Source organism: Puia sp. P3 (assembly GCF_050632245.1).
Classification (GTDB): domain Bacteria; phylum Bacteroidota; class Bacteroidia; order Chitinophagales; family Chitinophagaceae; genus Puia.
The window spans coordinates 5,904,217-5,927,610 of the sequence record NZ_CP192583.1 but is presented as its reverse complement, the minus strand read 5'-3'; the positions used below and the strand labels follow the sequence as shown (position 1 = coordinate 5,927,610).

The window sequence follows — 23,394 nt, the reverse complement described above, 5'->3', positions numbered from 1 at the left end:
CAAAGTAGATAAATTCGGGGATTCCGATCGGTAGGAAAGGGACGATGCCCTTCTGAATAAATGCATTAAACAAATACCCGTATGAGAAAAATCAACTAAATTGGAGGCCTGACCGGATGGAATCCAGTCCAATCAAACACGAAGAAATCGAAAATAATGAAAATCGCTTTCCACGGCGCCGCGCGCGTAGTCACCGGATCCAAACACCTCCTCACCTTAGATAATGGTAAAAAGTATTTACTCGACTGCGGGATGTTCCAGGGCATGGGCGCCCAGACCGACACACTCAACCGTAACTGGGGCTTCACTCCCGCCGAAGTGACTCACCTGATCCTGTCCCACGCGCATATCGACCACACCGGGTTGATTCCAAAGCTGGTGAAGGACGGGTTCAACGGAAAGATCTTCTGCACTCCCGCCACAAGAGAGCTGACAGGCATCCTCCTCGAAGACTCCGCCGGCATTCAGCAGGACGAAGTAAAATATGCAAATAAGAGGAGGACCGCCGAAGGTCTCCCTTATCTGCAGCCCCTGTACAACGAAGACGACGCCGCCAGGGCCATGGACCATTTTGTTTCCGTAGAATACGATACCTGGTTCACCGTCGACGAGAACGTGCAGGTCATGTATACCGACGCCGGACATATCATCGGCAGCGCCGCCGTTCACCTCCGGATAAAAGAAGGCGGGAAAGAGACCCATCTTACCTTTAGCGGCGACGTCGGCCGCTACCGGGACGTCATTCTTCGTTCACCCGAAGTATTTCCACAGGCTGACTATATATTAATAGAGTCCACCTACGGCAACAGCCTGCACGACCCGGCCAACACCACGCCGGATATGCTTCTGCAGTGGATCGAAAAGACCTGCCTCCGGAAGAAAGGCAAGCTCATCATCCCGGCCTTCAGCGTAGGCCGCACCCAGGAAATCCTCTTCGCCTTCAATCAGCTGGAGAACGAAAATCGCCTCCCCGACCTGGACTACTATGTCGACAGCCCCCTCAGCGTAGCCGCAACCGAGATCGTCAAGAGCTATCCCCAGTACTTTAATAAAACGATCCAGAAAATACTCGAGACCGACAACGATCCTTTTGGTTTCAGGGGACTCAAATACATCAAGTCCGTAGAGGAATCCAAACTCCTCAACTACCGCGACAAACCCTGTGTCATCATCTCCGCCAGCGGTATGGCCGATGCCGGACGCGTCAAACACCACATCAGCAACAATATAGAGAATAGCCGTAACACCGTTCTGCTGGTAGGCTACTGCGAACCCCATTCCCTGGGCGGACGCCTGATGGCCGGCGCCAAAGAAGTGCACATCTTCGGCGTTCTGCACGAAGTACACGCCGAGATCGGCAGCATCCGCAGCATGAGCGCACATGGTGACTATGAAGACCTTAGCCAGTTCCTCTCCTGCCAGGACCCCGCCAAAGTCAAAGTTCTCTTCATCGTCCACGGCGAATACGACGTACAGCAGGCCTTCCAGGAACGCCTGAGAAAAAAGGATTTGCAGACGTAGAGATCCCCGCCCTGCACTATGAACGCGGCCTGGACTAGGCGCGTAGTCGGCTCGCCACCCCGGCGAGCTTAGTGTCAATTATACAATTATTATTAACGGCAGTCGAAACGCACCGATCGGAGGCGTAACGACTCCGTTTGCGCAAAAGTTAATAATTGCGTAGAACCTGTTAATATACGATCTGAATAATTGTAAAATTGACATTAATTTAGTTTTAACGATAAGATCGAAGCCAGGCCCGCACAGGACACAGTCCGTGCGAACGATAGACGATTGCTCAGCCACAGTTAAGCGGTTAACTGGCTGACAGGATATGTTTTGCCCAAAGCATTTTCTTCGCTAACCATAAAACTTAACTAGTATGAAAAGACTGCTCCTGCTGTTCTTCCCGGTCATCACCGGGCTTCTCCTCGTACACACAGCACTCGCCTCGCCCCCGATACACGTTCAGGGTGTCATCCGGGACTTTCAGTCCCACCAGCCTCTGGCCGGCGTATCCGTCAAAGCAAAACACAGCACTACCGGCACTTCTACCGATGCCGACGGGAAATTCTCGCTCGACCTGTCCACCAATGAGAGGGCTATCGTCATCTCCAACGTCGGGTATCAGACGCTGGAACTTCCACTGTCAGGCCGAACCATTTTCTCGGTCGACCTCAAAGCCGTTGCCGGTGACCTCAACGAGGTCGTCGTGGTCGGCTATGGCACTCAGCGCAAAGGCGACGTCACCAGCGCCATCGCCGGTGTAAAAGCCGAAAACTTTACCAAAGGCGCCGTACGCGACGCCGCCCAGCTGATACAGGGAAAAGTGGCCGGCCTCACCGTCTCCTCGTCCTCGGGCGATCCCACCGCGGGCACCCAGATCCAGCTCCGCGGTATCACCACTCTAAAGGCATCCACTGAACCACTGGTACTCATCGACGGTATCCCCGGCAACCTGAACTCCGTTGCGCCGGAAGACATCGAATCCATCGACGTACTGAAAGACGGCTCCGCCGCCGCCATCTATGGCACCAGGGGCACCAACGGCGTAATCCTCATCACCACTAAGAAACTGCACGGCGAATCGAAGCCGACCGTGCAGTACGACGGCTATGTCAGCGTGCAGACCATCGCCAAACGCCCCGACTTTCTTACCGCTGCCGACTACCGGAAATACATCGCACAGGGCGTCGGCTTCCAGGACTATGGGACATCGACCGACTGGTTCAAAGCCGTCTCCCGCACCCCATATAGCCATACCCACAATCTGAGCCTGCAGGGTGGTAACAGGCAGACCAACTATACCGCCTCCGTCAACTATCGCAACTGGGACGGGCTGTTCCTCCGATCGGACAACCGCCAGATCACCGGCCGCGTCGACATCAACCATTCCATGTTCGACGGGAAAGTAAAATTCAACTTCGGCGCCATCAGCCGCACCCGGACCTACTGGACGGGAGGCGACGGTACCAGTTTCAACGGCTATGTATACCGGCAGGCCGTCATCCGCAACCCCACCGACAGCATAAAGGACTACCTGGGCAACTGGAAAGAACAGAACGTCTACTTCTACGACAACCCCGTTGCATATATTATGGAGACCAACGGCCAGAATCGGGAAAAGGAAACCCGCCTCAATGGCAGCGTCACCGTCACGCCCATCGACGGGCTGCATGTGAAGCTGTTGATGTCTTCCGTCCGTACCGACCAGCAGCGCGGCTACTCCGAAACAAAAAACACGTCTCCACCGTCAAGAACGGGAAGAACGGCTATGCCTCCCTCGGAGAGAACAACGGCGCCGACAACCTCCTGGAGCTTACTACTGACTACTCAAAGACGATCGGCGCCCACAAGTTCACCGCCCTCGCCGGCTACAGCTATCAGGACTCCAAGACCGAAGACTTCTACATGCAGAACTGGGACTTTCCCACAGATGACTATTCATACAACAGGATGCAATCCGGCAATGCCCTCGGTAGGGGAGAAGCCGTCATGAACAGCAACGCCACTTCCTACAAACTCATCGGTTTCTTCGGAAGGCTCACCTACAGCTGGAATGATAAATACCTTTTAATGGCCAGCGTCCGTCGCGAAGGCTCGTCCAGATTCGGCGCCTCCCATAAATGGGGCACCTTCCCCGCCATATCCGCGGGCTGGAAGATCACGAAGGAGAATTTCATGAAGGACGTCACCTTTATCAACGAGCTGAAGCTCCGCGCGGGATATGGTGTCACCGGTACGGCGCCCGACGTATCCTATCTTTCGCTGACCAGCCTCAACTACGGCGCCCGATTCCTGTACAACGGCGCCTGGATCCAGTCCCTTTCTCCCGTTCGTAACCCCAACCCCGATCTTCGCTGGGAGCGGAAAGGGGAATACAATATCGGCCTGGACTTCGCCATGATGAACAGCCGCCTCGAGTGGATCTATCGACCTCTACAAACGGCAGACAAAGGACATGCTGTGGGACTACGGCGTTCCCGTTCCCCCTATCTCTATAACACCATCACCGCCAACGTGGGTACTACGGAGAATAAAGGCGTGGAAGTTCTGGTCAACTTCATCGCCGTCCAGAAAAAGAACTTCCAATGGACCACGGGAGCCAACTTTTCCACCAATACCAACAAACTGGTCTCCCTCTCCAACGATCTGTTCAAGACCACCGTCAACTACATCGACGCGGGATACACGGGCGAGCCTATCCAGACCAGCACCCACCGTCTCTATGTTGGGGGACCCGTAGGGGACTTCTACGGATATAAATCCGTCGACATCGACGCCAACGGCAAATGGATCATCGAAGGCGCCGACGGCAAACCGAAACCGATGAAAGACGCAAAGCTCGAAGACAAAAAGATTCTCGGCAACGGTCTGCCGAAATACTATCTCGGCTGGAACAACACCTTCCGGTACAAGAACTTTGACCTGAGCGTACTGGTAAGAGGCGCCTTCAAGTTCCAGATCCTCAACTTCCAGCGCATGTTCTACTCCGACCCGAAAGTCACCCAGTACAATATGCTCCGCACCGCGTTTGACAAAGTATACGGGAAGGCAGTGCTCACAGATGACCTGGCTTTTGTCAGCTACTATATCGAAAAGGGCGACTACGTCAAGATAGACAACGTCACACTGGGATATACTCTGCCCGTGAAAAATAATTACATCCGCTCCGTACACCTCTATGCCGCAGGCCTCAATCTCCTGACCATCACCGGATACAAGGGTATCGACCCGGAAGTGACGAGGACCGGCAACACCACCGACCTGCGCCTTGCACCCGGCGACGACCAGCGTGATAAATATCCGACCACACGCACATTTACCCTCGGCGCAAATATCACTTTCTAACGCTACGGAAAAAACTGAAAATAAATGAAACACAAATTAACTATAGCTTCTGCCCTCACAGCCACGCTTATCCTGGGCGGCTGTACCAAACTGGACGAAACCGTCTATTCCGAAGTCATCGCCGACAACTTCAAGCCAACGGCCAACGACGTCCCTTCCATTATCGCCCCCGTATATACGAATCTCAGAGCGCAGACTGCCGGCTGGCAGGGTTGGTTCGACGTGGAAGAAGAGAGCGCCGACGAGATCGTAACACCGGTCCGCCCCAACGGCTGGTACGACGGCGGCACCTATCAGCGTATGCACCGTCATACCTGGACACCGACGGAAGGACAACCCAACGGTCTCTGGAGCCGCTGCTTCACGGGCATCAACACCGCCAACCGGGTGATCTACCAGATCGAGCTCGGGCCAGATCCCCATCACTACCGGTAAGGACAACGTCATCGCCGAATTAAAGGCAGCCCGCGCCTTCTACTACTATCTGCTCTGCGACAACCACGGGAATGTTCCCATCGTCACCGATTTCAAGGCGACGGATCTCCCCAAACAGAGCACCCGTCAACAGGTCTATGACTTTGTTGTCAAGGAACTCACGGATAATATACCCCTGCTCTCCGAGAATGTCGACAAATCCACCTATGGCCGGTTCAACAAATGGGCGGCCAAGGCGATACTGGCAAAAATGTACCTCAACGCCGGCGTCTACACGGGTACGCCGCAGTGGGACAAATGCAGCCAGCAGTGCGACGACATCATCAACCAGGCCACGACAAAAGGATCCTACCTGCTGGAACCCCGGTACAGGGATATCTTCAGGACGAACAACGAGGGCTCGAAGGAACTCATCTTCACCGTCCCCTACGACGAAACATTCGGTACCGAATTTCAGATCCACATGAAAACCCTCGACCCACTGATGCAGCAGGTTTTCCCGATGCAGGTGCAGCCCTGGGGCGGTGACTGCGCGGTACCCCAGTTCATCGATAGCTATGACGCTGACGACACCAGGATGAAAGATACCTGGATCCAGGGTCCGCAATACAGCGCCACAACGGGCGCCCTCGTCATCACCTATACAAAGAGTGTCAACAGCATCGAAAAATCCCAGTCCAACGAAGGCTACCGCATCGGGAAATACGAGATCAAGCCCAACGCAAAAGCTGGCCTCAGCAACGACTTCCCGATCTTCCGCTACGCGGATATTCTGATGATGAAGGCCGAATGTCTTTTGAGAACAGGCCACGCCGACGACGCGGCGGTCCTGGTCACGCAGGTAAGGCAAAGGGACTTCACGAACACACCCGCAAAAGCTACCGTCACCGGCGCACAGCTGCAACAGGGAAGCTCCTATCAGTATGGCTATTGGGACAACGGCGCTATCACCCAACTGCAGGGGGAGCCGACATCACCTTTGGCAGGTTCCTCGATGAACTGGGATGGGAGTTTGCCGCGGAAGGCCACCGTCGAAGCGACATCATCCGGTTTGGCGTGTTTACGACAAAAATGTGGTTCCAGCACGCCAGCTCCAGCCAGGACAAAACGTTGTTCCCGATACCGGCTACCGAGCTCAACAAGAACCCCAATTTGCATCAGAATACCGGTTACTGACCATCAAGCTGGCTGCGTCACTGCAGGTGACGCAGCCGCCCTTCGGGGCCCTACCATTCATCCTCCATACTTTTCCATTCTTATGGGCGCCCGCCCGACATTCCCTATTCCGCTTTTACCATCCGGATACACGGATTAATTTTACCCCTTCAACTAACAGACAAATGAGACCCAGACCCTGGCCTGTCCCGCTATTCCTTTCTGCCTTTCTTGTCACCGCATGCAGCGACCCCAAAGAAGACGAAACCGCTGTCGTCGACCGATCGGGCTCCGTCGAAACCGCCGTGTCCGTAGAACACGCGGACAGCGTGCACGACGTACTGCTGACCCGCCATAAAGTATGGGTTAACTACAAAGAGTATACGACAGTAGAACACAGGGACACCGTTCCTGCGCTGGGCATGCTGAACACAGAAGGAGAGAACTCCGGTGGAGAGACCCAGCGCGTCAGCGTTAAAAAAGATTACCAGATCTTTATCACAGTCAAATAATGAAAAAGACCAGACATATCGAACTGATACTGATCACCGCCGCCCTGGCATCCTGCCACCGCCCTTCCAACGAATGGAGCAGCGGCAACAGGGTCTATGTGCGCAGTGACTCCACGGCCCCCTATACCAGGACTTACAATCATGGTGGCGGCGGTCTCTGGTACTATGCGTTCCGTCCTTATGGCAGCTACTATCTCGGGCAGTATCGTCGCGTCGGATACTACTCCGACGCGATCAGCGAGCGCGGCAATATCGGGACCAATTTTGGTAAATCCGGAATCGTGAGAGGCGGCTTCGGCCGCGGGTTTTCTGTGTCATCCTAATAACACCATCGGTCATCATGAAAAAATTGCAACACCTGTAATGAAAAGAATATCGATCCAACCCCGTCAAGGATGGCAACAGGCCGTCGAGAAACTGGGCTTCGGCTTCCACACCACCAACGTTCCCTATTGGGACGAGAGCGCCTGCTACGAATTTACCCTGGACGAAGTCCTTCAGATCGAAAAGGCTTCGGCGGAGCTCTGGGAACTTTGTCTGGGAGCCGTTCAGCACGTCATCGACAATGGTCTGTACAGCCGTTTCGCGATTCCGGAGGAGTTCGTTCCGTATATCGAGCGGTCCTGGACAGAGGATCATCCCGCAATCTACGGCCGTTTTGACCTCGCCTGGCGCGACGGCCAGCTGAAGCTGCTGGAATTTAACGCCGATACACCGACGAGCCTGTACGAGGCGGGTATCGTTCAGTGGTTCTGGCTGCAGGACCTCGACAAAAGCAAAGACCAGTTCAACAGCATTCACGAAAAACTGATCGCCTGCTGGTCTTATCTCAAGGCCTATCTGTATCCCGGCGTCCTGCATTTCTCCTGTGTAAAACAGTCGCTCGAAGACCTGACCAATACCGAATACATGCGCGATTGCGCCATGCAGGCGGGGCTGGATACCCGGCTGGTCTACATCGACGATATCGGATGGGACAGGGATCGCGGGATCTTCGTCGACATGCAGGAGCAGCCGATAAGGAATGTTTTCAAACTATATCCGTGGGAATGGCTGGTTCACGAGGAGTTCGGAAACAATATCCTGCAGGACAGGAACAAGGCCTTCTGGATCGAACCTTCCTGGAAGATGATCCTGTCCAACAAGGCGATCCTGCCGGTGCTTTGGGAGCTATATCCGGACTGCCCCTGGCTTCTCCCCGCGTATTTTGAAAGCGGCCGGCTCAGGGACTACGTCAGAAAACCGATCCTTTCGCGCGAAGGAGCCAATATCCGGATCGTCCAGGGCGGCGCAGTTCTTCAGGAGACCGAAGGCGAGTATGGAGAGGAGGGATACGTCTATCAGGAGTACTTCCCACTACCCGAGCTCGACGGCAATCGTCCGATCATCGGCAGCTGGATCATCGGTCAGGAACCTGCCGGTATGGGCATCCGCGAGTCGGACAGTCTCGTCACCGACAACCTCAGCCGTTTCGTACCGCACTACATCGCGTAAACCGCCGCGGGCCGCACAACCAGCGCACCCCCGCGGGCCGCACAACCCGTGTACCGCCGCGGGCGCCACAACCCTTTGGTAACTAGTCATTGGCCGGCCCGGCGATAAATCCTATTTTTATACCCATGCGCCGCAAACTAGGTCCACTCCAGCTCGCCGCCGTCATTTTCCTCACCGTCTCCGGAGGCCCTTACGGCCTGGAGCCCCTGTTTTCCTACGTCGGCGTCAATGGCGCGATGCTCCTGCTGCTGGTCACCCCTCTTCTATGGGACGTACCCACCATCCTTACCGTCCTCGAGCTCAACAGCATGATGCCCGTCACCGGCGGCTACTACCAGTGGGTAAAAAACGCACTCGGCATCCGCTGGGCATTTTTTGAAGGCTGGTGGACCTGGCTCTACACTTTCTGCGATCTGGCGATCTACCCCGTGCTTTTCGTCACCTATGCCGCCTTCTTTTTCCCGGCGGTGGCCATGCATAAAATACCGGTCTGCCTCTGCATCATCTGGGCCTCGGCCCTGCTGAATATAATTGGCATCGTGCCCGTGGGTAAAACTTCCATCGTTCTGAGTATCCTCGTTCTGACCCCGTTTGTACTGACCATCTGCATGGTCTTCGCCCATCATGCTCCCCTCCACATGCCCGTGCCCGCAGTTCACGACCAGCATTTTTCTACCCTGAGCCTCGGCCTCTATACCGTGATGTGGAATTTTATCGGATGGGACAACGCTACCACCTATGCGGGTGAGGTGGCCCGCCCCGTCAGGTCCTATTTTACTTCGGTCTGTCTGGCTTTTCTGCTCGTCATCGCCATCTATATTCTGGCGACCCTCGCCGTCGGCCAGTCCGGTATCGACACCACGACGTTTGAAGAAGGCGATTTTCCAGGGGTCGGCGAGATCCTCGGCGGACACTGGCTGGGCATGCTGATTGCCGCCGGCGGTATGGCCAGCACGCTGGGTCTCTATTCGGCGGTGCTGCTGTCCGTGAGCCGCGTTCCCAAGGTAATGGCCGACGACCAGTTGTTGCCTTCCTGGCTCTGCGCCGAGCACCGCCGTTGGGCAACTCCCTATGTTTCGATCATCGCCTCTTCCGCTGTCGTCAGCATCCTCATACTGTTCACCTTCTCCGACCTGGTAGTCATGGACATCATCCTCTACGGCGCCGGTCTTACGCTGGAATTTCTTACCCTGCTGGCCTTTCGCCGCAAGGAGCCGCACCGCCCGAGGCCCTTTAAGATACCGCTAAACAATACCGGCCTGCTGCTGATGATCCTCCTTCCCATAGGTGTCTATACCATTGCCTTAACGGGTACGCTCCTTACTTCCGAAAAATGCTCTTCCCTATCGCCCTGGCCCTGGCCATGCTGTTCTCCGCGGAACTAGGCTGGCGCCTCGTGCTCTGGCGCAACCCCGGCCTGAGATCCAACCCGATAGGCTAGGTGTTTTTGTGTATTTCAGAACTTTTCCTAATTTGGAACACCCGCAATATCTGTCGTCGGACCCGGACGCAGGTGGCCCAATGTCCGGCCCTCATCTACAGATGAGCGATAAATATGGGATGCTTGTGCTCCCGTATCACCTTCTCTGCAAAACTTCGCTTGGCCATATAGGAAAGCGAGCTCCGTCCAAAGGAGCCACTTACCAGTAATACTTTCTGCTTGTCCGCGATCCAGTCCGCGAAAAACTCGCCGGCCCTAAAATGCAACTTGGAGAATCCGATATTGTCGTAGTGCATGCCGGCGTATTCCTTCAGCAGGTCCGGGTCGGGCAGGTTCGCCGACGCCTCGTCTTTTATATAGAGCACTTCAGAGGACAGGCTCGAGTACTGCGGGAAGAGATAGCTGAACTGCTTCATGGCGTGGAGGCTTTCCCTGCTGCCGTCGTAGGCGAAATACAGCTGTTCGAAGGCCGTAAAATCTTCTGGTAGCAGCATTATCGGGCATTCCGCTTCGCGAAGGGCTTCGTGCAGGAAAAGATTGGGCTCGCGTGCGTCTATCTCGGCATAAAAAACTTCTGCGCTGGCAATCACCAGGTCGGCGAATCGGCTTTCCTTTGCGGCAAGTTCCTTGCTCCAGGGTTCGTCGTTGGCGTGCAACTGGAAATGGATATTGTCCTCTTCGCAGAGACGGGCGAAACGGGCTTTATGGTCGGCTACCACCTGCCGCTCTTTGTCTTTGGTCCGCATATAAGGGGCAGAGCTATGGAGATGGCTGGCGGTAGACATTCCATCGTAGTCGATCGGGCTGAAAAAAGCCCCTTCACATGGAAGGATTCCTGCTGCCGCAGGAAGCGAAGAAAGGCAAAGGCCCCTTCCGGGAACGCTTTGCCTGCCGATATGAATACTAGCTGTTTCATAGCTACAAAGGTACGATTACCTATAGCAATCGTTCTCCGGTAATCCCGGTCCGCTATAGTAATTGTCCCCCCGAGACCGTGATCCTTCGCCTACAACAATTGTCCCCCCGAAACCTCGATCCGCTGCGCGGTAACCCAGCGTGCGTCCTCCGTACACAACCACGCTACGACCCCGCCGATATCGTCCGGCCGGCCGACCCTGCCGAGGGCGAAGATGGAACCCGCCTGCTTCATCCCTTCTTCCGTCGATGGGAGAAACCGCCTGGTAAAATCTGTCTCTGTCAAACCCGGCGCTACCGTATTGGCCGTAATTCCGCGGGACCCCAGTTCTTTGGCCAGATACCGGCTAAAAACTTCGATGGCCCCCTTCATGGACGCGTATGCGGCGTACCCGGGCAGGGAGAACCGGGTCAGACCCGATGAGATGTTGATGATCCGGCCATTATCATTCAGATAGGGAAGAGATTTCTCCGTAAGCAGAAATACTCCCTTCAGGTGGATCCTATACATCTCATCGATGGATTCTTCCGGTGTTTCAGCGATGGGGAGTGGGCCGCCGTCCCCGCGTTGTTCACGAGAAAGTCGAATTTTCCGCTGCCCGTATGCTTTTCGAGGTGTTCCGCCGCTTTTTTCAGGAAAGCGTCGAATCCTTTGCTGTCCGAGGTATCGAGCTGCATGGCTTCGGCCTTTCGCCCCATGGCGCGGACCTCGGCAACCACCTTATCCGCTTCCGTCTTATTACTGTTATAGGTCAGGATGGTGTCGATCCCCTTTTCTGCGAGACGGAGAACCATATTTCTTCCGAGGCCCCGGCTGCCGCCGGTGACTACTGCGATCTTCGTTGTTTCCTTCATAGTTGAAAATTTAGGATACAAAGCTCGCCCGACAGATGGCCACCGGCGTGGTGAACAGTTCAGGGAAAATGGTAGTCATTTCAGTATTTCAGGAAAAAAGGGCCCCGACCTTCTCCAGATATTCTTCGATAGGCATCGCTGCCCGCATGTCGAGCAACGTCCTCGTCATATTTCCGACCGGGTTTCTAAATCGTTGATTATTACCCGTCGCCAGGGAATAGATCACGTCGATGATCTCCTGCGGATGACTTTTGTGCTCCGGTCCCGCCGTGGCCATCAGGTGTTTTAGTTTGGCCGTCATTTCGTTATAGGCGGGGACCTCACTGTCCTCGCTCCAGCTGACGTTGCTGACAAAACTGGTGTTTTCCGTCCCTCCCTGCTCGACGAGGTGGATGCGGATATTCTGGGGCTTCAGTTCATAATATAGACCTTCCGTCAGCCCTTCGAGCGCGAACTTGGACATAGCATAGAGGGAGCCCAGCGGGACTGCGACCGTTAGGCCCATGAACGAGCTGATATTGACGAAGGTGCCCCCGCCGTTGTCGCGGAAATGGGGCAGAAAGGCGCGGATGACGTTGATGGGGCCGCGGACATTGACGGCGAACTGCCAGTCGATCGCCTCTTCGGAGGCCAGCTCGAGCGCGCCATAGGCGCCCATGCCGGCGTTGTTAACCACCACGTCGATCCGTCCAAAGGTGGCAATGGCTTCGGCGGTGGCGGATGCCACCTGGTCAACCTCTGTCACGTCGAGCCGGAAAACGCGGATATTCGGGTGTTTGGTCAACTCTGTTTCCTTTTCCGGGGACCGCATGGTAGCGGCTACATTCCAGCCCCTGTCGGCAAAATACAGGGCCGTTTCCCTGCCGAGACCCGAACTGGTCCCGGTGATAAAGATCGTCTTTTGCATATGTTTGAATTGTAATTGGAACAAAAGTTCCACAAAAATAATTAATTAGGAACAAAAGTTCCAAATAAAAGATCACCAGCAGGATCACCATGGCGGGCCGGCGGTAGGCTTTGGTTTAATCTCCCCTGATTTCGTACATTTGCCACAGCAACCTTAAAGCACATGCCACGCACAAAGTCATTTAATCAGGAGGACATGCTCGACAAGGCGAAAGACCTTTTCTGGCGCAAGGGGTACAACGGAACTCCTCCGCAGGACATCATTGACGAGACGGGGCTCAGCCGTTCGAGTCTGTACGATACCTATGGAGATAAACACAGCCTTTTCATAAAGACCCTGCAGCGCTATCGCGATCGCGGAGACCGTCGCGGTCATCGCCCACCTCGACAAGGCAGAGGATATCCCGCTGGCTATTCGCCAGCTGTTCCAGGAGACTTACAGGGAATGCCTGTCACCCAAAGGCCGGAGGGGATGTTATATGATCAACGCCGTCCACGAGCTGGTCCCCCATGACTCCACGGTGGAGACCATCGTCCAGGAGAACAGACAGGCTACCGAGGATGCCCTGGTACGGGCCATTCGCAGGGGGCAGCAAAAAGGACAGATCTCAAGGGATCACCAGCCCAGATCGCTCGCCCGCTTTTTGCTCAACGGCCTATGGGGCCTCACCACGCAGGTCAAATTGGGGATCGACAAGAAGCTCGCCGATGATATCATCAAAACCACCCTTTCTTTTCTATAGTCCTGTTTAATGTACGAGTCGTTATTTGCTCATATCAGGAAGTTCGTTCCCCTTAGCAAGGAGGAAGAAGAGATCCTCCATTCCACTCTCCGCTATAAGAAGGTGAGGAAAAAGGAGTTTCTCTTAAAGGAAAAGGAAGTATGTACGGCCAACCATTTTGTGCTAAAGGGTTGTTTCCGAATGTATTTCACACAGGAGAACGGCGTCGAGCAGATCATTCAGTTTGCGATCGAGAACTGGTGGATCACTGATTTTCAGAGTCTCGACTGGCAACAGCCGTCCCACTACTATATACAGGCCGTCGAGACATCCGAGATAGCCATTCTCGACCGCCGGGTCACCGCGGAAGTCTGCGACCTGATCCCGAAACTGGACCGATATTTCCGGCTTATCGTCCAGCGGGCTTTTGCCGCGTCACAGCAAAACCTCCTCTTCATCTATACTTTTTCCGGGGAAGAGCGGTACCACCATTTCAACGAGGCCTTCCCCGAGTTCGTGCAACGCGTACCCCAGTATATGGTCGCGTCCTACCTTGGATTTACCCCCGAATTTGTCAGCAAGATCAAGAGCCGCCGCACGGGCGACGGTAAGCCGCCGATTTCTTAATCATGATTATTTTTGGGACCGGATGCCGCGGGAATTTTGTGGTATCAAAAAAATCAGTCTATGAGTACAAGGATCAGGATCAATCAGGCCGAGCCCGAGGGCTACCGCGCAATGGTCGCGCTGGACAAATACATAGCATCTACCCGGCTTACCCCGACACAGCAGCACCTTATCAAGATACGGGTTTCCCAGCTCAATGGCTGCGCCTACTGTATCGACATGCATACCCGCGACGCAAGAAAGGAGGGTGAGACCGAGCAGCGGATCTATGCCCTCGACGCCTGGAGGGATACCCCCTTTTTTACACCCGAAGAAAGGGCTATTCTTGCCCTGACCGAAGAGGTTACCTTCATCAACCGCCACGTCTCGGAATCGGTATATCGGGAGGCCGCCCGGCTGTTCGACGAACAGTTGCTGAGCCAGATCATTCTGGCCATCATCAATATCAACGGCTGGACCCGCATCGGGATTGCCACGGCCATGAGTCCGGCCCTTGCCAGGGTGTAGGCACATGTATTGCAATAATCTCATAACTTACAGTCTCAATTCTTAACGTTATGAGAGCGCTATTTACGTCAATCCTGCTGTCCGTTGCCGTTATGGGCACATACGCCCAGCCCCACGAGACCATTCTGCTCAATGCTACGGTCATCGACGGGACGGGCGGAGCCCCGCAGCCGCACACCGCCATCGTCATCCGCGGCGGTAAGATTGCCAATATTACCAGAGGGAAGATCAGGCCGGCGGCCGACGTCATACAGATCGACTGCAGCGACAAATATATCATGCCGGAGATCATCGACTGCCATACCCACGTCGGCAACCTGAAGGGGACTTCCACGAGCAGCGACAATTATAGCTCCGGCAACGTCCGGCGCCAGCTGCTGCATTTTCAGGACTATGGCGTCGGCGCCATTCTCTCCATGGGGACAGAGCAGCCCCTGGGCGTCGCGATACGGGATTCCTCCAGGAACGGGCTGATCCCCGGCGCCACTATGTTCTCTGCTATATATGGATTCGGCGTAAAAGGCGCCATGCCTCCGGAGGGAATGGGTATGACACATATCTATCGCCCCACGACTCCGGAAGAAGCCACCCGCCAGGTACAGGAACTGGTAGCCTTCAGGCCCGACGTCATCAAGATGTGGGTAGACGATTTTTACGGTCAGTTCAGCAAGGACCAGATCATGAAGCCGGAGATCTATGCGGCTATCATCAAAGAGGCCCACAAACACAATATACGTGTGGCCTCCCATCTTTATCACATATCAGACGCCTACAAATTGGTCGAGGCAGGGGTCGATGCCATGGCCCACAGCATACGCGACGCCGTGGTCGACGATTTCCTGCTGGCAGAAATAAAGAAAAGGAACATCACCTATATCCCGACCCTTTCGCTAGACGAATTCGCGTATGCATATGAAGACAGTCCCGGCTGGCTGGACGATCCCTTCTTCCGCAACTCCCTCGAGCCGGGCGTATTTGAAATGATCACGAGCCCGGCCTACAGGGACAGGATCAGCAAGAGCACGGTCACACCCCAGGAAAAGACGGCCCTGGACGTGGCGCTGAAGAATCTTCTCAGACTCTACCGGGCTGGCATACCCGTTGTTCTCGGCACCGACGCCGGCGCCAGTCCCATCCGAGCGCAGGGTTTCTCGGAACATATGGAGATGGAACTGATGGTGAAGGCGGGACTGACTCCCCTCGAGGCGATCACCGTCGCGACCGGCAACGGGGCCAAGTTCCTGCATATCGACAATACCCGCGGGACCTTACAGCCGGGGAAAAAGGCCGACCTTATCGTGCTCGACAAAAACCCTCTCGAAGATATCCGTAACACCCGTACGATCTCCGCCGTCTGGAAGGACGGCATAAAAGTCAGCGGCGGTCCCATTGGGCACTAGGTCATCCCCGGACCCTTTGGTCATTGATCTGTATCTTTATACTATGGAACAACGTCAGCAATTTGCAAACGAGGCCGGCAGCCGGGATTCCGTCACACTGGGTAGTCGACGGCATCCACATGGGCCACGCCGTCTCAAGATTCAACGAGCTGACTTCATTTACGGCCAAAGGCACAAACACCGACGTCATCCGCCTGCATATCGGTCTCAGGGGTAACTATAGCTTCCACTACCGGCAGCTCAACACCGACTTTCACCTGATCGGGGGGCACCACAATATCATGTATTCGCCCGAGTTCGACATGACCGTGGAGAACCGGACCCTCGAGCTGGAGACCTTCGGCATTCAGTTTCCCCGCGAAACCTTTTTAAAGTTTACGCAGAATGCCAGCGATCTGCTCAAGCGTTTTGGCGACCAGGTCGCCGCCGGCAGATCCGTCCTGCTTTCCGACCAGTGGGGAGCCGTCGACCCCCAGATCCAGCAGGTGGTCCATCAGATAATCAACAATCATTATAGCGGCGATCTTCAGCAGCTGTTTCTTCTTTCAAAGAGCATCGAGATGCTGGTTCTTTGCGCCGAGTCCTGTTCGCTGGCGATGAATAAAAGGCAGGAGTTTGTCAGGACACCCGGCGACAAGGAGAAGATCATCGCCGTCCGGGACCTTATCAACGACCGTCTCAGCGAGCCCCCCAGTCTTTCCCAGATAGCGCGCACGGTCGGGATCAACGAGTACAAGCTGAAACGGGGTTTTAAGGAGGTCTTCAACACGACTGTATTCGGCTACCTTACCGAGCAGCGCCTGCTGCTTGCCTACCAATACCTTATGGATACACGAAAGACGGCAGCCGAGATCTCCTTCGAGCTGGGCTATTCCACGCCCCAGCACTTCAATAATGTATTCAAGAAACGGTTTGGCCTGACTCCGGATTCCATTAGAAAAAATCCGTAATCTGCAATCCCGGCCGCCAAAATCTGGCGAATATTGTGGCATAATCAAAAAACACCAATATGAACCAGCCACTGATCGTCAGCAGCGAAATCGATATCCGGGTCCCCGCAACAGCCGTCTGGGACGCATTGACCAACCCCGGGATGACAAAAAAATATATGTTCGGGTGCGAGGCCATCTCCGACTGGCGGCCTGGCAGTCCGCTGCTCTGGAAGGGAAATTTCAACGGTCTGGACATGGTCGCCGTAAAGGGCAGCGTTGTCAGCATCGAACCAGGCCGATCACTCGTCTATACTGCGATCGATCCGAATAACCCGGCTATCCCGGACCTGCCGGAAAACTATCTTACTATCACGTATGAGCTGACCGAGCAAAATGGCCATACCCGGCTGGCCGTCTCCCAGGGCGACTATAACTCGGTGGCCGAAGGGGCCAAACGCTATGAAGAGACCATGGCGGGCGGAGGATGGACGCCGCTACTGGTTCAGATCAAAGAGTTGCTGGAAGAGGGGGCCAAATGAGGGGCTCCGCCCGCAGGCAAATTGGCGGACCCGTCCGCAGCCAAATGAGAAGACGCGCCCTCGGCCTAATTGGGGGTATAGCGCGAGTTGAGTGCGTTCAGACCCTGCTGCTGCTTGCTGAGCTCCTCCTGCTGGCGGCTGATATCGTGCTTGTTGTCTTCGAGATCCTGTTGTGCACGGCGCAGCTTCTTTTCGAGACTTGCCTCCTTATCGAATAGTTTGTTTACCCTTTTCTGGTACTTACTCTTTGTGTTGTCATCGGCATTAATACTCGTGTTGAGGTCGGAAGAGGCCTTCAACTGGTCCTGCTTGACACTGGCGAGGTCCGACTGGAGGTCCCGTATCTTTTTCTGAAGGTCCGCCGAGTCGCCCCTGAGGTCATTCATCTTGTCCTGGGCCTTTGCCAGCTGCTTCTGCTGTTCGTTTATCTGCAGGCGCATTTGATAAGACGAAATATAGGGGCCCAGGCTGTCGAGGAGTAGTTTCGCTTTCTCCAGTCTCGCGCTGTCGACGGGACCGGCTGTCTTTATATCCTGGTTGACCGGCACTGGTATCAGGTTCAGCAGGGTCATGTCCTTAGCATTCCTGTCGGAACTCGTCTTGAAATATAGGTCGCTCAGGATGGGGGCTTCGGTCACCAGCGGCGAATTCCTGAAAAGAATAAATCCGCCGGAGCCCGTACTCTTGTATCCCCTGGGTCATCATATACTGTTTGAGCGCGTCTTCTACTGAATTATCGTCGTAAGGGAGCCGGATGATGGCGGCAGGCTGTTTGATATTGCGGATTCCCGGATCGCCGATATAGGCCTGTGCGAATAGTGCGGTATTGCAGCAGAGACAGATCATGAGCAGCAACGATCTCATAACAAAAGTTTTGGTGATAAAGGTTATTTCGGAGAAAGGTCTGCGTAGAAAGGTCTTCGTGTTGCGCGTTCATGCAAATATATCCTATTTTCCGAAATGCTCTAACCCCCTGCAGTCCGCATCCGACGCCAACGCCCTATTCCCTTATCCGTCCGCGTTCATCACCGGCTCCGCCACTCCGTCCCTTCCTGGAGCCGCCACTACCAAAACGCCTGGAATAACTAACGCGTATACTCTGGTACCGGTACGATTCCGGCTGATAAGGCACCCTGCTTTTCAGCCCAAAAGCTTCTGTCGCCACGGCCCCGTACTGATTGATATACACCGTCGTCCGCAGGATATCCGTCATATACACCTGCAGCGTACCCCCGTCATTCTTCAATTCTTTTTTAAACCCGAATTGAGCGCCCCGAAGGCTTCGGCCTTTCTCGTACCGTCATAGCTTCCCGAATGATACCACCCCGCTACTTCCAGGGAAAAGCCGCGTGGAAGCCGGAATGACTGGCTGAAATTACCCGAATAACCAAACCAGCCCTTCTCCGCCGGAGTCGCCGTAAAATCCTCCCTGTATTTTCGCCAGCCCGCCGTGATACTGTAACTCATCGTCCACCAGTTGCCGACCCTCACCGGGACGCTGGCCTGAAGCAGCAGGCTGTTCAGGTAGACGAGATTCTCCGGCGTCAGGGCCATCAGAACGCCGTCCACGCTTGGCGCTATCTGATAGCGGACGATCGGATGGTCATCGCGGCTAAGGGTAGCCGAGAAGGAATAACCGCGATAATTGTAACCCAGTCTGAGGCTGTTGGTAATAGTAGGTTTCAGCAGCGGATTGCCAGACTCGACCGAGGTCGGCCCCGTATAGATAACGTACGAGGCGAGGTCATTGTAAGCGGGTCTGCTGATCCTGATCGTATAGGCGAGCTGGAGCTCCGACCGCGCGTCTGTCCTTTGCGAAAAGAACAGCGAAGGGAACAGCCTCCCAAGCCTTCGGTGGACAACAGACTTCCCGTTTTCCGGGTCGTCCATCCGGGTATCCGAATATTCATAGCGCAGACCGGCCACCAGGCTCGTCGAAGGACCAGGGGCAGCTGTCAGCGAGAAATAGCCCGCGCCGATGGCTTCCTTCATTTCCATATTGCTGGACGTTCCTTCCCGGCTGACCCACTTACCTTCCACCAGGCTCTCTATACCGGAATTACCCGACGTCTTTGTATACGTACCCTTTATGCCGGTCTCCAGTTGGATACTCCGGCCCAGCTGTCCTTTAAAGTCCAGTTTGCCGACACCCACCCGGATGGCCGTAGCCGAAAATCCTTTCTGGCGGGGAGAGGCCAGCGTGTCATCGTTGCCCGCCGGTTCGCCCTTTGCGTTTACAAATGAGCTGATCGCATCGGTAGGGTGGTTGTTCTTATAGTCCAGGAGGTCGACGTCGAAGCTGAGCCGGTTGCCGCCACCAATATTCTTTTCACCGTAGAAAGAAAGGAGAAGGTTGTTCCACCGGTTCGTTTCCCGGATAGTGGCATTCAGGAACAGCGGGGAATCGGGAAGGACAATATACGTACCGGTGTTTTGTGTCGTCGTGTTCGTCCGGCTGTTGCTATAGCTGAAGCCGCTGCCGATGGTGGTCCCGGAATTCAGGCGGAGATCCAGTCCACCCATGACGGTATGTGAGTTTGAGGAAGGGCGGATAACACTCAGGAAATCGGCGGAGGTCGGTCCCCCGAGCAAGGGTAGGTCCTGTGTGGAGATGGCGTGCCAGCTGCCTTCATTCCGGTCGTGTGAGTACGAATATGAGCCGTAGACCTCGGCCCTTTTGGAATTATGCGACAGGTTCAGACTGGCGGATGCTTTCTCCCGGTAGCCATATCCCGCGGAGGCGGTCAGCGAGCCGCTGGTCCCTTCTTCCCTGTTCTTTTTTAGGACGATATTGACGATGCCAGCGTTGCCGTCGGCGTCGTATCCCGCCGGAGGACTGGTCAGTAGTTCGATCTTATCGACATTGTCCGCGGGCATGCTGTTCAGCAGATCGATCAGCTGCCCCCGGGACATCCGGAGCTGTTTGCCATTCAGCAGGACTACCACGCCGTTCTTTCCGTTTAGCGAAATGGAATTGCTTCTGCGGTCGATGACGATGCCAGGGCTCCGTTCGAGGACCTCCAGCGTATTGCTTCCTTTTGTCAGGATGCTGCTGCCGACATTCACGACCGTGCCATTCAGCTGTTGCCGGAACAGGGGCTTTTCCGCCCTTATGACCGCGGCCTTCAGCGTGGCTGTATCCGGCCGTTCCGTAGTCTGGCCGAGCGTCTTGGCTACTATAAAAAGTAAACAGCAAGTGGAGAATTAGACTTTTCATGATGTAAAAAAAGAAATGCCGGAAAGAACAAACAAACCCAAATGCCCACCGGCCATCAATAATTGCTGAACTGCGGCATTGCATTTCGTCAATAAAAACCGGCCGTTCAAATAGCCGTCGGCCATTGAAGCGTGAATTAAACGTATATTGGAGAAACACAGGCGTTTTACCGATGTTCCAGATCCCGATACATATCCTTGTTATTTGCCTGAATCTCCTTGTTCTTGTTCCGCGTTATCTCGGAAAGGGAAAATTCATTGCTTATTCCGTCCTGCTGCTGGCGTCCATGCTGGTTGCCTCCGCCGCCATCGTTGCAGGCTATTACTTGCCCGCATTTTTCTCGCATCGTACGCTAGAACAGCTGTATGGCCCCGGCCGCTGCGCCTGGTATTTTTTTGGAAACGCTCTTTCGGTATTGTTTGCGGGTGTCGTCATTACCACCGGGATAATGCTGACCGTTATCCGGATCCGTAGCCAGCGGCGGCAGCAACAGCTGGAGAATGAGCAGCTGGAGGCGGAGCTTAATTTTCTAAAGCAGCAGTTCAACCCGCATTTTCTTTTCAACACCATCAATTCCATATTTTTTCTCATCCGCAAAAGCCCGACACCGCAGCCGAGTCGCTGGCACGGTTCTCCGACCTGCTTCGCTATCAGCTGTACGAATGCGACGATACCAGGATCCTGCTGAGTAAAGAAGTCGATTACATAAAAAATTCTATCGAACTGGAAAGGCTGAGACAAAACGACAACCTCAGGGTCAGCTGCGAACTGAATACGGCTTCTGCGGAGGAGCTGTACGTGGCGCCTTTCATACTGATGACCTTTGTCGAGAACGCCTTCAAGCACGTCTCCAGGGAGACGGGTGGGTCGAACTGGATAAATATCCAGCTGGCGCTGGATGGTCGTGAGCTGGCGATGATCGTTTTAAACAGCGTCTCCTCCGGTCACCTGGATGCCCGGCAGACGGGCAGTATCGGTCACCGGAATAAGCAGACCGGCGGTATCGGTCTGCGGAACGTGCAACGCCGTCTGGACCTTCTCTACCCGGGCAAATACAGGTTGGAAATTCAAAATGACTCCGCAGCGTTCAAAGTCCGTCTCCATCTCGAACTATTGCCGGTACCGGCTCCTGTCAGCGGCATAGCGTATAACGTATAATTTAAGTATATTGCTACGGAATCAAATGCTGCCTCCGTGGTATGAAAGACAAGGACCGTATATGGCACCTGATGGCCCGTAAGTTTTCCGGTGAAGCTACGGAGGAGGAATTGAAAGAACTGGAGTCCTGGCAGCAGCAGCATCCCGAGATGACCTATTCTCTTCAACTGCTGGCCGATCTTTGGAAAGGGGAACCCCAACAAAAAGAAAAAGATGCCGAGGACGCTTTCAGCCGCCACCTTACGCGGATGACGCTCAAAAATTTGGATCGGCCCGCCGGGGCGGAAAAGCCCCCAGTGCCTTTAGATGAATCGCCGCAACCAGTCCAGGGGCTGATTCCCCGCGTCATCCACCAGATAGACCTGATCGACAACTATTTCAAAATAGCCTGGCGTAGCCTTCGCCGCAACAAGGGTTTTTCCGCTATTAATATCTCCGGTCTCGCGATCGGTCTGGCCAGCGCCATCGTCCTGATCCTCTGGATCCGTAACGAGCTGACCTGTGATCAGTTTCACAAAACCGCGACCGGATCTACCAGGTTTTTACCCGCGCCGTCTTCAATGGTCAGATAGAATGCAATGGCAGGACCCCAATGGTCATGGGGCCGGTGGTACAGGCCAATTACGGCCGGCAGGTCGAGGAGGTGGTGAGGATGAACTGGGTAGGGGCCTTTATCTTTTCTATCGGTGACAAACACGTGGGATCCCAGGGATTCTTGACGGACCCCGGTTTTTTCAAACTATTTGACTTTCCTCTGCTGAAAGGCAATGCGGCTACCGCACTTCGAAATCCGCATTCCGTGATCCTCACGGAGAAGCTGGCCAAAAAACTTTTTGGCAATGCCGACCCGATGGGTCAGTTCGTCAACGTCGACAGTACTGCCGGGTTTACAGTCACCGGCGTTCTGAAAGACCTGCCCCCCAACACGCGGTTCGATTTCGAATACCTGATCCCGTGGTCCTATACCAATGAGGTACACTGGGACAACGCCAGCTGGACCAACAATATGATCGGCACCTATTTACTACTGAGGCCGGACGTCTCGGAAACCGTTGCCAATATCAGCCTGCGCAATCTGGTCCGTATGCACGCGCCGGAGACAAAGGCCGAGATTTTCCTGCATCCCATGCGCAAGTGGCGGCTCTATTCCAATTTCGTCAACGGCGAGGCGACCGACGGCGACATCAATTTTGTCCGGATGCTGGCAGTCATCGCCGGGTTCATCCTGCTGATCGCCTGTATCAACTATATGAATCTGAGCAGTGCGCGCAGTATCCGGAGGGCCCGGGAAGTAGGGGTCCGTAAGGTGGTGGGGGCGGGGAGGGGTTCGCTGATCGGCAGATTTCTCGGCGAGTCGCTGCTCATCGCCAGTCTGGCGGGAGTGCTGGCGCTTGTTATCGTGATCCTGACCCTGCCCTGGTTCAACCAGCTGATCATGACGAATCTGGCGATCCCCTACGGGGATCCTTTTTCTGGCTTTCGGGTACGGCATTCATACTATTTACGGGTCTGCTGGCCGGCAGCTATCCGGCTTTTTATCTTTCCGCCTTCCGTCCTATCAATATCCTCCGTGGTCATTTCAAGACCATCCATGCCCTGGTCACGCCGCGGCGGATCCTGGTCGTTTTCCAGTTCAGCTTTGCCATAGCGTTTATTATCTGTACGATCGTTATCTACCGGGAACTAAAATATGCGACGGACAGGGATCCCGGTTATAACCGGGACAAT

25 protein-coding genes and 3 pseudogenes are annotated in these 23,394 nt (G+C 54.8%); 21 read left to right on the top strand and 7 right to left on the bottom strand.

Annotated features, from left to right (window positions below; translation table 11 throughout):
* Window positions 1-156: 156 nt before the first annotated feature.
* From ACQ86N_RS37375 to ACQ86N_RS37330, 10 genes and pseudogenes are all read left to right on the top strand, one after another.
* Window positions 157-1,521: an MBL fold metallo-hydrolase gene (locus ACQ86N_RS37375; RefSeq protein WP_431211467.1), complete on the top strand. Its 1,365-nt coding sequence runs from the start codon at window positions 157-159 to the stop codon at window positions 1,519-1,521.
* Between the two features lie 361 nt (window positions 1,522-1,882).
* Complete coding sequence (locus ACQ86N_RS37370; RefSeq protein WP_431211466.1) at window positions 1,883-3,499, top strand: TonB-dependent receptor plug domain-containing protein; 1,617 nt, start codon at window positions 1,883-1,885, stop codon at window positions 3,497-3,499.
* Entirely contained in the window at window positions 3,412-4,851 is a 1,440-nt protein-coding gene (locus ACQ86N_RS37365) for a TonB-dependent receptor domain-containing protein (protein ID WP_431211465.1), read from the top strand. Before ACQ86N_RS37370 ends, ACQ86N_RS37365 begins: the two co-directional genes overlap by 88 nt.
* A 24-nt stretch (window positions 4,852-4,875) precedes the next feature.
* Window positions 4,876-5,286 carry a hypothetical protein gene (locus ACQ86N_RS37360; protein WP_431211464.1) on the top strand — a complete coding sequence of 137 codons (411 nt, stop codon included), beginning with the start codon at window positions 4,876-4,878 and terminating at the stop codon, window positions 5,284-5,286.
* Window positions 5,267-5,485 (top strand): annotated as a pseudogene (locus ACQ86N_RS37355) (RagB/SusD family nutrient uptake outer membrane protein); the annotation flags it as partial. The gene ACQ86N_RS37360 and the pseudogene ACQ86N_RS37355, both read left to right, overlap by 20 nt.
* Window positions 5,486-5,536: 51 nt before the next feature.
* Window positions 5,537-6,601: a RagB/SusD family nutrient uptake outer membrane protein gene (locus ACQ86N_RS37350; protein WP_431211463.1), complete on the top strand. Its 1,065-nt coding sequence runs from the start codon at window positions 5,537-5,539 to the stop codon at window positions 6,599-6,601.
* A 25-nt stretch (window positions 6,602-6,626) separates the two neighbouring features.
* Complete coding sequence (locus tag ACQ86N_RS37345; protein ID WP_431211462.1) at window positions 6,627-6,953, top strand: hypothetical protein; 327 nt, start codon at window positions 6,627-6,629, stop codon at window positions 6,951-6,953.
* Window positions 6,953-7,276: a hypothetical protein gene (locus tag ACQ86N_RS37340; protein WP_431211461.1), complete on the top strand. Its 324-nt coding sequence runs from the start codon at window positions 6,953-6,955 to the stop codon at window positions 7,274-7,276. Before ACQ86N_RS37345 ends, ACQ86N_RS37340 begins: the two co-directional genes overlap by 1 nt.
* A gap of 40 nt (window positions 7,277-7,316) precedes the next feature.
* Window positions 7,317-8,447 carry a glutathionylspermidine synthase family protein gene (locus ACQ86N_RS37335; RefSeq protein WP_431211460.1) on the top strand — a complete coding sequence of 377 codons (1,131 nt, stop codon included), beginning with the start codon at window positions 7,317-7,319 and terminating at the stop codon, window positions 8,445-8,447.
* 125 nt (window positions 8,448-8,572) lie between these two features.
* Window positions 8,573-9,832 (top strand): APC family permease, encoded by a 1,260-nt coding sequence (locus ACQ86N_RS37330; RefSeq protein ID WP_431211459.1) that lies wholly within the window; start codon window positions 8,573-8,575, stop codon window positions 9,830-9,832.
* 151 nt (window positions 9,833-9,983) lie between these two features.
* Here ACQ86N_RS37330 and ACQ86N_RS37325 read toward each other — a convergent pair whose 3' ends face one another.
* From ACQ86N_RS37325 to ACQ86N_RS37315, 3 genes and pseudogenes are all read right to left on the bottom strand, one after another.
* The gene (locus tag ACQ86N_RS37325; RefSeq protein WP_431211458.1) at window positions 9,984-10,673 is read right to left on the bottom strand and encodes a universal stress protein; all 690 of its coding nucleotides are present in this window, start codon (window positions 10,671-10,673) and stop codon (window positions 9,984-9,986) included.
* A 221-nt stretch (window positions 10,674-10,894) separates the two neighbouring features.
* A pseudogene (locus ACQ86N_RS37320) lies at window positions 10,895-11,598 on the bottom strand (SDR family oxidoreductase).
* 148 nt (window positions 11,599-11,746) lie between these two features.
* On the bottom strand, window positions 11,747-12,565 hold the full coding sequence (locus tag ACQ86N_RS37315) for an SDR family oxidoreductase (protein ID WP_431211457.1): 819 nt from the start codon (window positions 12,563-12,565) through the stop codon (window positions 11,747-11,749).
* A gap of 162 nt (window positions 12,566-12,727) precedes the next feature.
* On the opposite strand from ACQ86N_RS37315, the gene ACQ86N_RS37310 reads away from it, so the two are divergent.
* The 7 genes from ACQ86N_RS37310 to ACQ86N_RS37280 are packed head-to-tail and all read left to right on the top strand — an operon-like array spanning window position 12,728 to window position 17,291.
* A complete protein-coding gene (locus tag ACQ86N_RS37310; protein ID WP_431211456.1) occupies window positions 12,728-13,078 on the top strand; it encodes a TetR/AcrR family transcriptional regulator in 351 nt (116 codons plus the stop codon).
* A complete protein-coding gene (locus ACQ86N_RS37305) occupies window positions 12,966-13,307 on the top strand; it encodes a TetR family transcriptional regulator C-terminal domain-containing protein (RefSeq protein ID WP_431217749.1) in 342 nt (113 codons plus the stop codon). The genes ACQ86N_RS37310 and ACQ86N_RS37305 overlap by 113 nt, the downstream gene beginning before the upstream one ends.
* Window positions 13,308-13,316: 9 nt before the next feature.
* Window positions 13,317-13,913 carry a Crp/Fnr family transcriptional regulator gene (locus ACQ86N_RS37300; protein WP_431211455.1) on the top strand — a complete coding sequence of 199 codons (597 nt, stop codon included), beginning with the start codon at window positions 13,317-13,319 and terminating at the stop codon, window positions 13,911-13,913.
* Window positions 13,914-13,973: 60 nt separating this feature from the next.
* On the top strand, window positions 13,974-14,420 hold the full coding sequence (locus tag ACQ86N_RS37295; RefSeq protein ID WP_431211454.1) for a carboxymuconolactone decarboxylase family protein: 447 nt from the start codon (window positions 13,974-13,976) through the stop codon (window positions 14,418-14,420).
* A gap of 50 nt (window positions 14,421-14,470) precedes the next feature.
* Window positions 14,471-15,820, top strand: coding sequence for an amidohydrolase family protein (locus tag ACQ86N_RS37290; protein ID WP_431211453.1), 1,350 nt, complete (start codon window positions 14,471-14,473; stop codon window positions 15,818-15,820).
* Window positions 15,821-15,843: 23 nt separating this feature from the next.
* Entirely contained in the window at window positions 15,844-16,770 is a 927-nt protein-coding gene (locus ACQ86N_RS37285; protein ID WP_431211452.1) for a helix-turn-helix domain-containing protein, read from the top strand.
* 59 nt (window positions 16,771-16,829) lie between these two features.
* A complete protein-coding gene (locus ACQ86N_RS37280) occupies window positions 16,830-17,291 on the top strand; it encodes an SRPBCC domain-containing protein (RefSeq protein WP_431211451.1) in 462 nt (153 codons plus the stop codon).
* Between the two features lie 65 nt (window positions 17,292-17,356).
* On the opposite strand, the gene ACQ86N_RS37275 is transcribed toward ACQ86N_RS37280, so the two are convergent.
* From ACQ86N_RS37275 to ACQ86N_RS37260, 4 genes are all read right to left on the bottom strand, one after another.
* Window positions 17,357-17,929, bottom strand: a complete 573-nt coding sequence (locus ACQ86N_RS37275; protein ID WP_431211450.1) for a hypothetical protein — start codon at window positions 17,927-17,929, stop codon at window positions 17,357-17,359.
* Window positions 17,868-18,155, bottom strand: coding sequence for a hypothetical protein (locus tag ACQ86N_RS37270; RefSeq protein WP_431211449.1), 288 nt, complete (start codon window positions 18,153-18,155; stop codon window positions 17,868-17,870). Before ACQ86N_RS37270 ends, ACQ86N_RS37275 begins: the two co-directional genes overlap by 62 nt.
* Window positions 18,156-18,291: 136 nt before the next feature.
* The gene (locus ACQ86N_RS37265; RefSeq protein ID WP_431211448.1) at window positions 18,292-18,537 is read right to left on the bottom strand and encodes a hypothetical protein; all 246 of its coding nucleotides are present in this window, start codon (window positions 18,535-18,537) and stop codon (window positions 18,292-18,294) included.
* Window positions 18,534-20,357 carry a TonB-dependent receptor domain-containing protein gene (locus tag ACQ86N_RS37260; protein ID WP_431211447.1) on the bottom strand — a complete coding sequence of 608 codons (1,824 nt, stop codon included), beginning with the start codon at window positions 20,355-20,357 and terminating at the stop codon, window positions 18,534-18,536. Before ACQ86N_RS37260 ends, ACQ86N_RS37265 begins: the two co-directional genes overlap by 4 nt.
* 323 nt (window positions 20,358-20,680) lie before the next feature.
* Between ACQ86N_RS37260 and ACQ86N_RS37255 the strand changes: the two are divergent.
* The 4 genes and pseudogenes from ACQ86N_RS37255 to ACQ86N_RS37240 form a co-directional block, all read left to right on the top strand.
* Window positions 20,681-21,201 (top strand): annotated as a pseudogene (locus tag ACQ86N_RS37255) (histidine kinase); the annotation flags it as partial.
* Window positions 21,202-21,306: 105 nt separating this feature from the next.
* Window positions 21,307-21,666: a GHKL domain-containing protein gene (locus tag ACQ86N_RS37250; protein ID WP_431218034.1), complete on the top strand. Its 360-nt coding sequence runs from the start codon at window positions 21,307-21,309 to the stop codon at window positions 21,664-21,666.
* A 41-nt stretch (window positions 21,667-21,707) separates the two neighbouring features.
* Complete coding sequence (locus ACQ86N_RS37245) at window positions 21,708-22,238, top strand: ABC transporter permease (RefSeq protein WP_431211446.1); 531 nt, start codon at window positions 21,708-21,710, stop codon at window positions 22,236-22,238.
* On the top strand, window positions 22,196-23,314 hold the full coding sequence (locus tag ACQ86N_RS37240; protein ID WP_431217748.1) for an ABC transporter permease: 1,119 nt from the start codon (window positions 22,196-22,198) through the stop codon (window positions 23,312-23,314). The genes ACQ86N_RS37245 and ACQ86N_RS37240 overlap by 43 nt, the downstream gene beginning before the upstream one ends.
* Window positions 23,315-23,394: the final 80 nt, after the last annotated feature.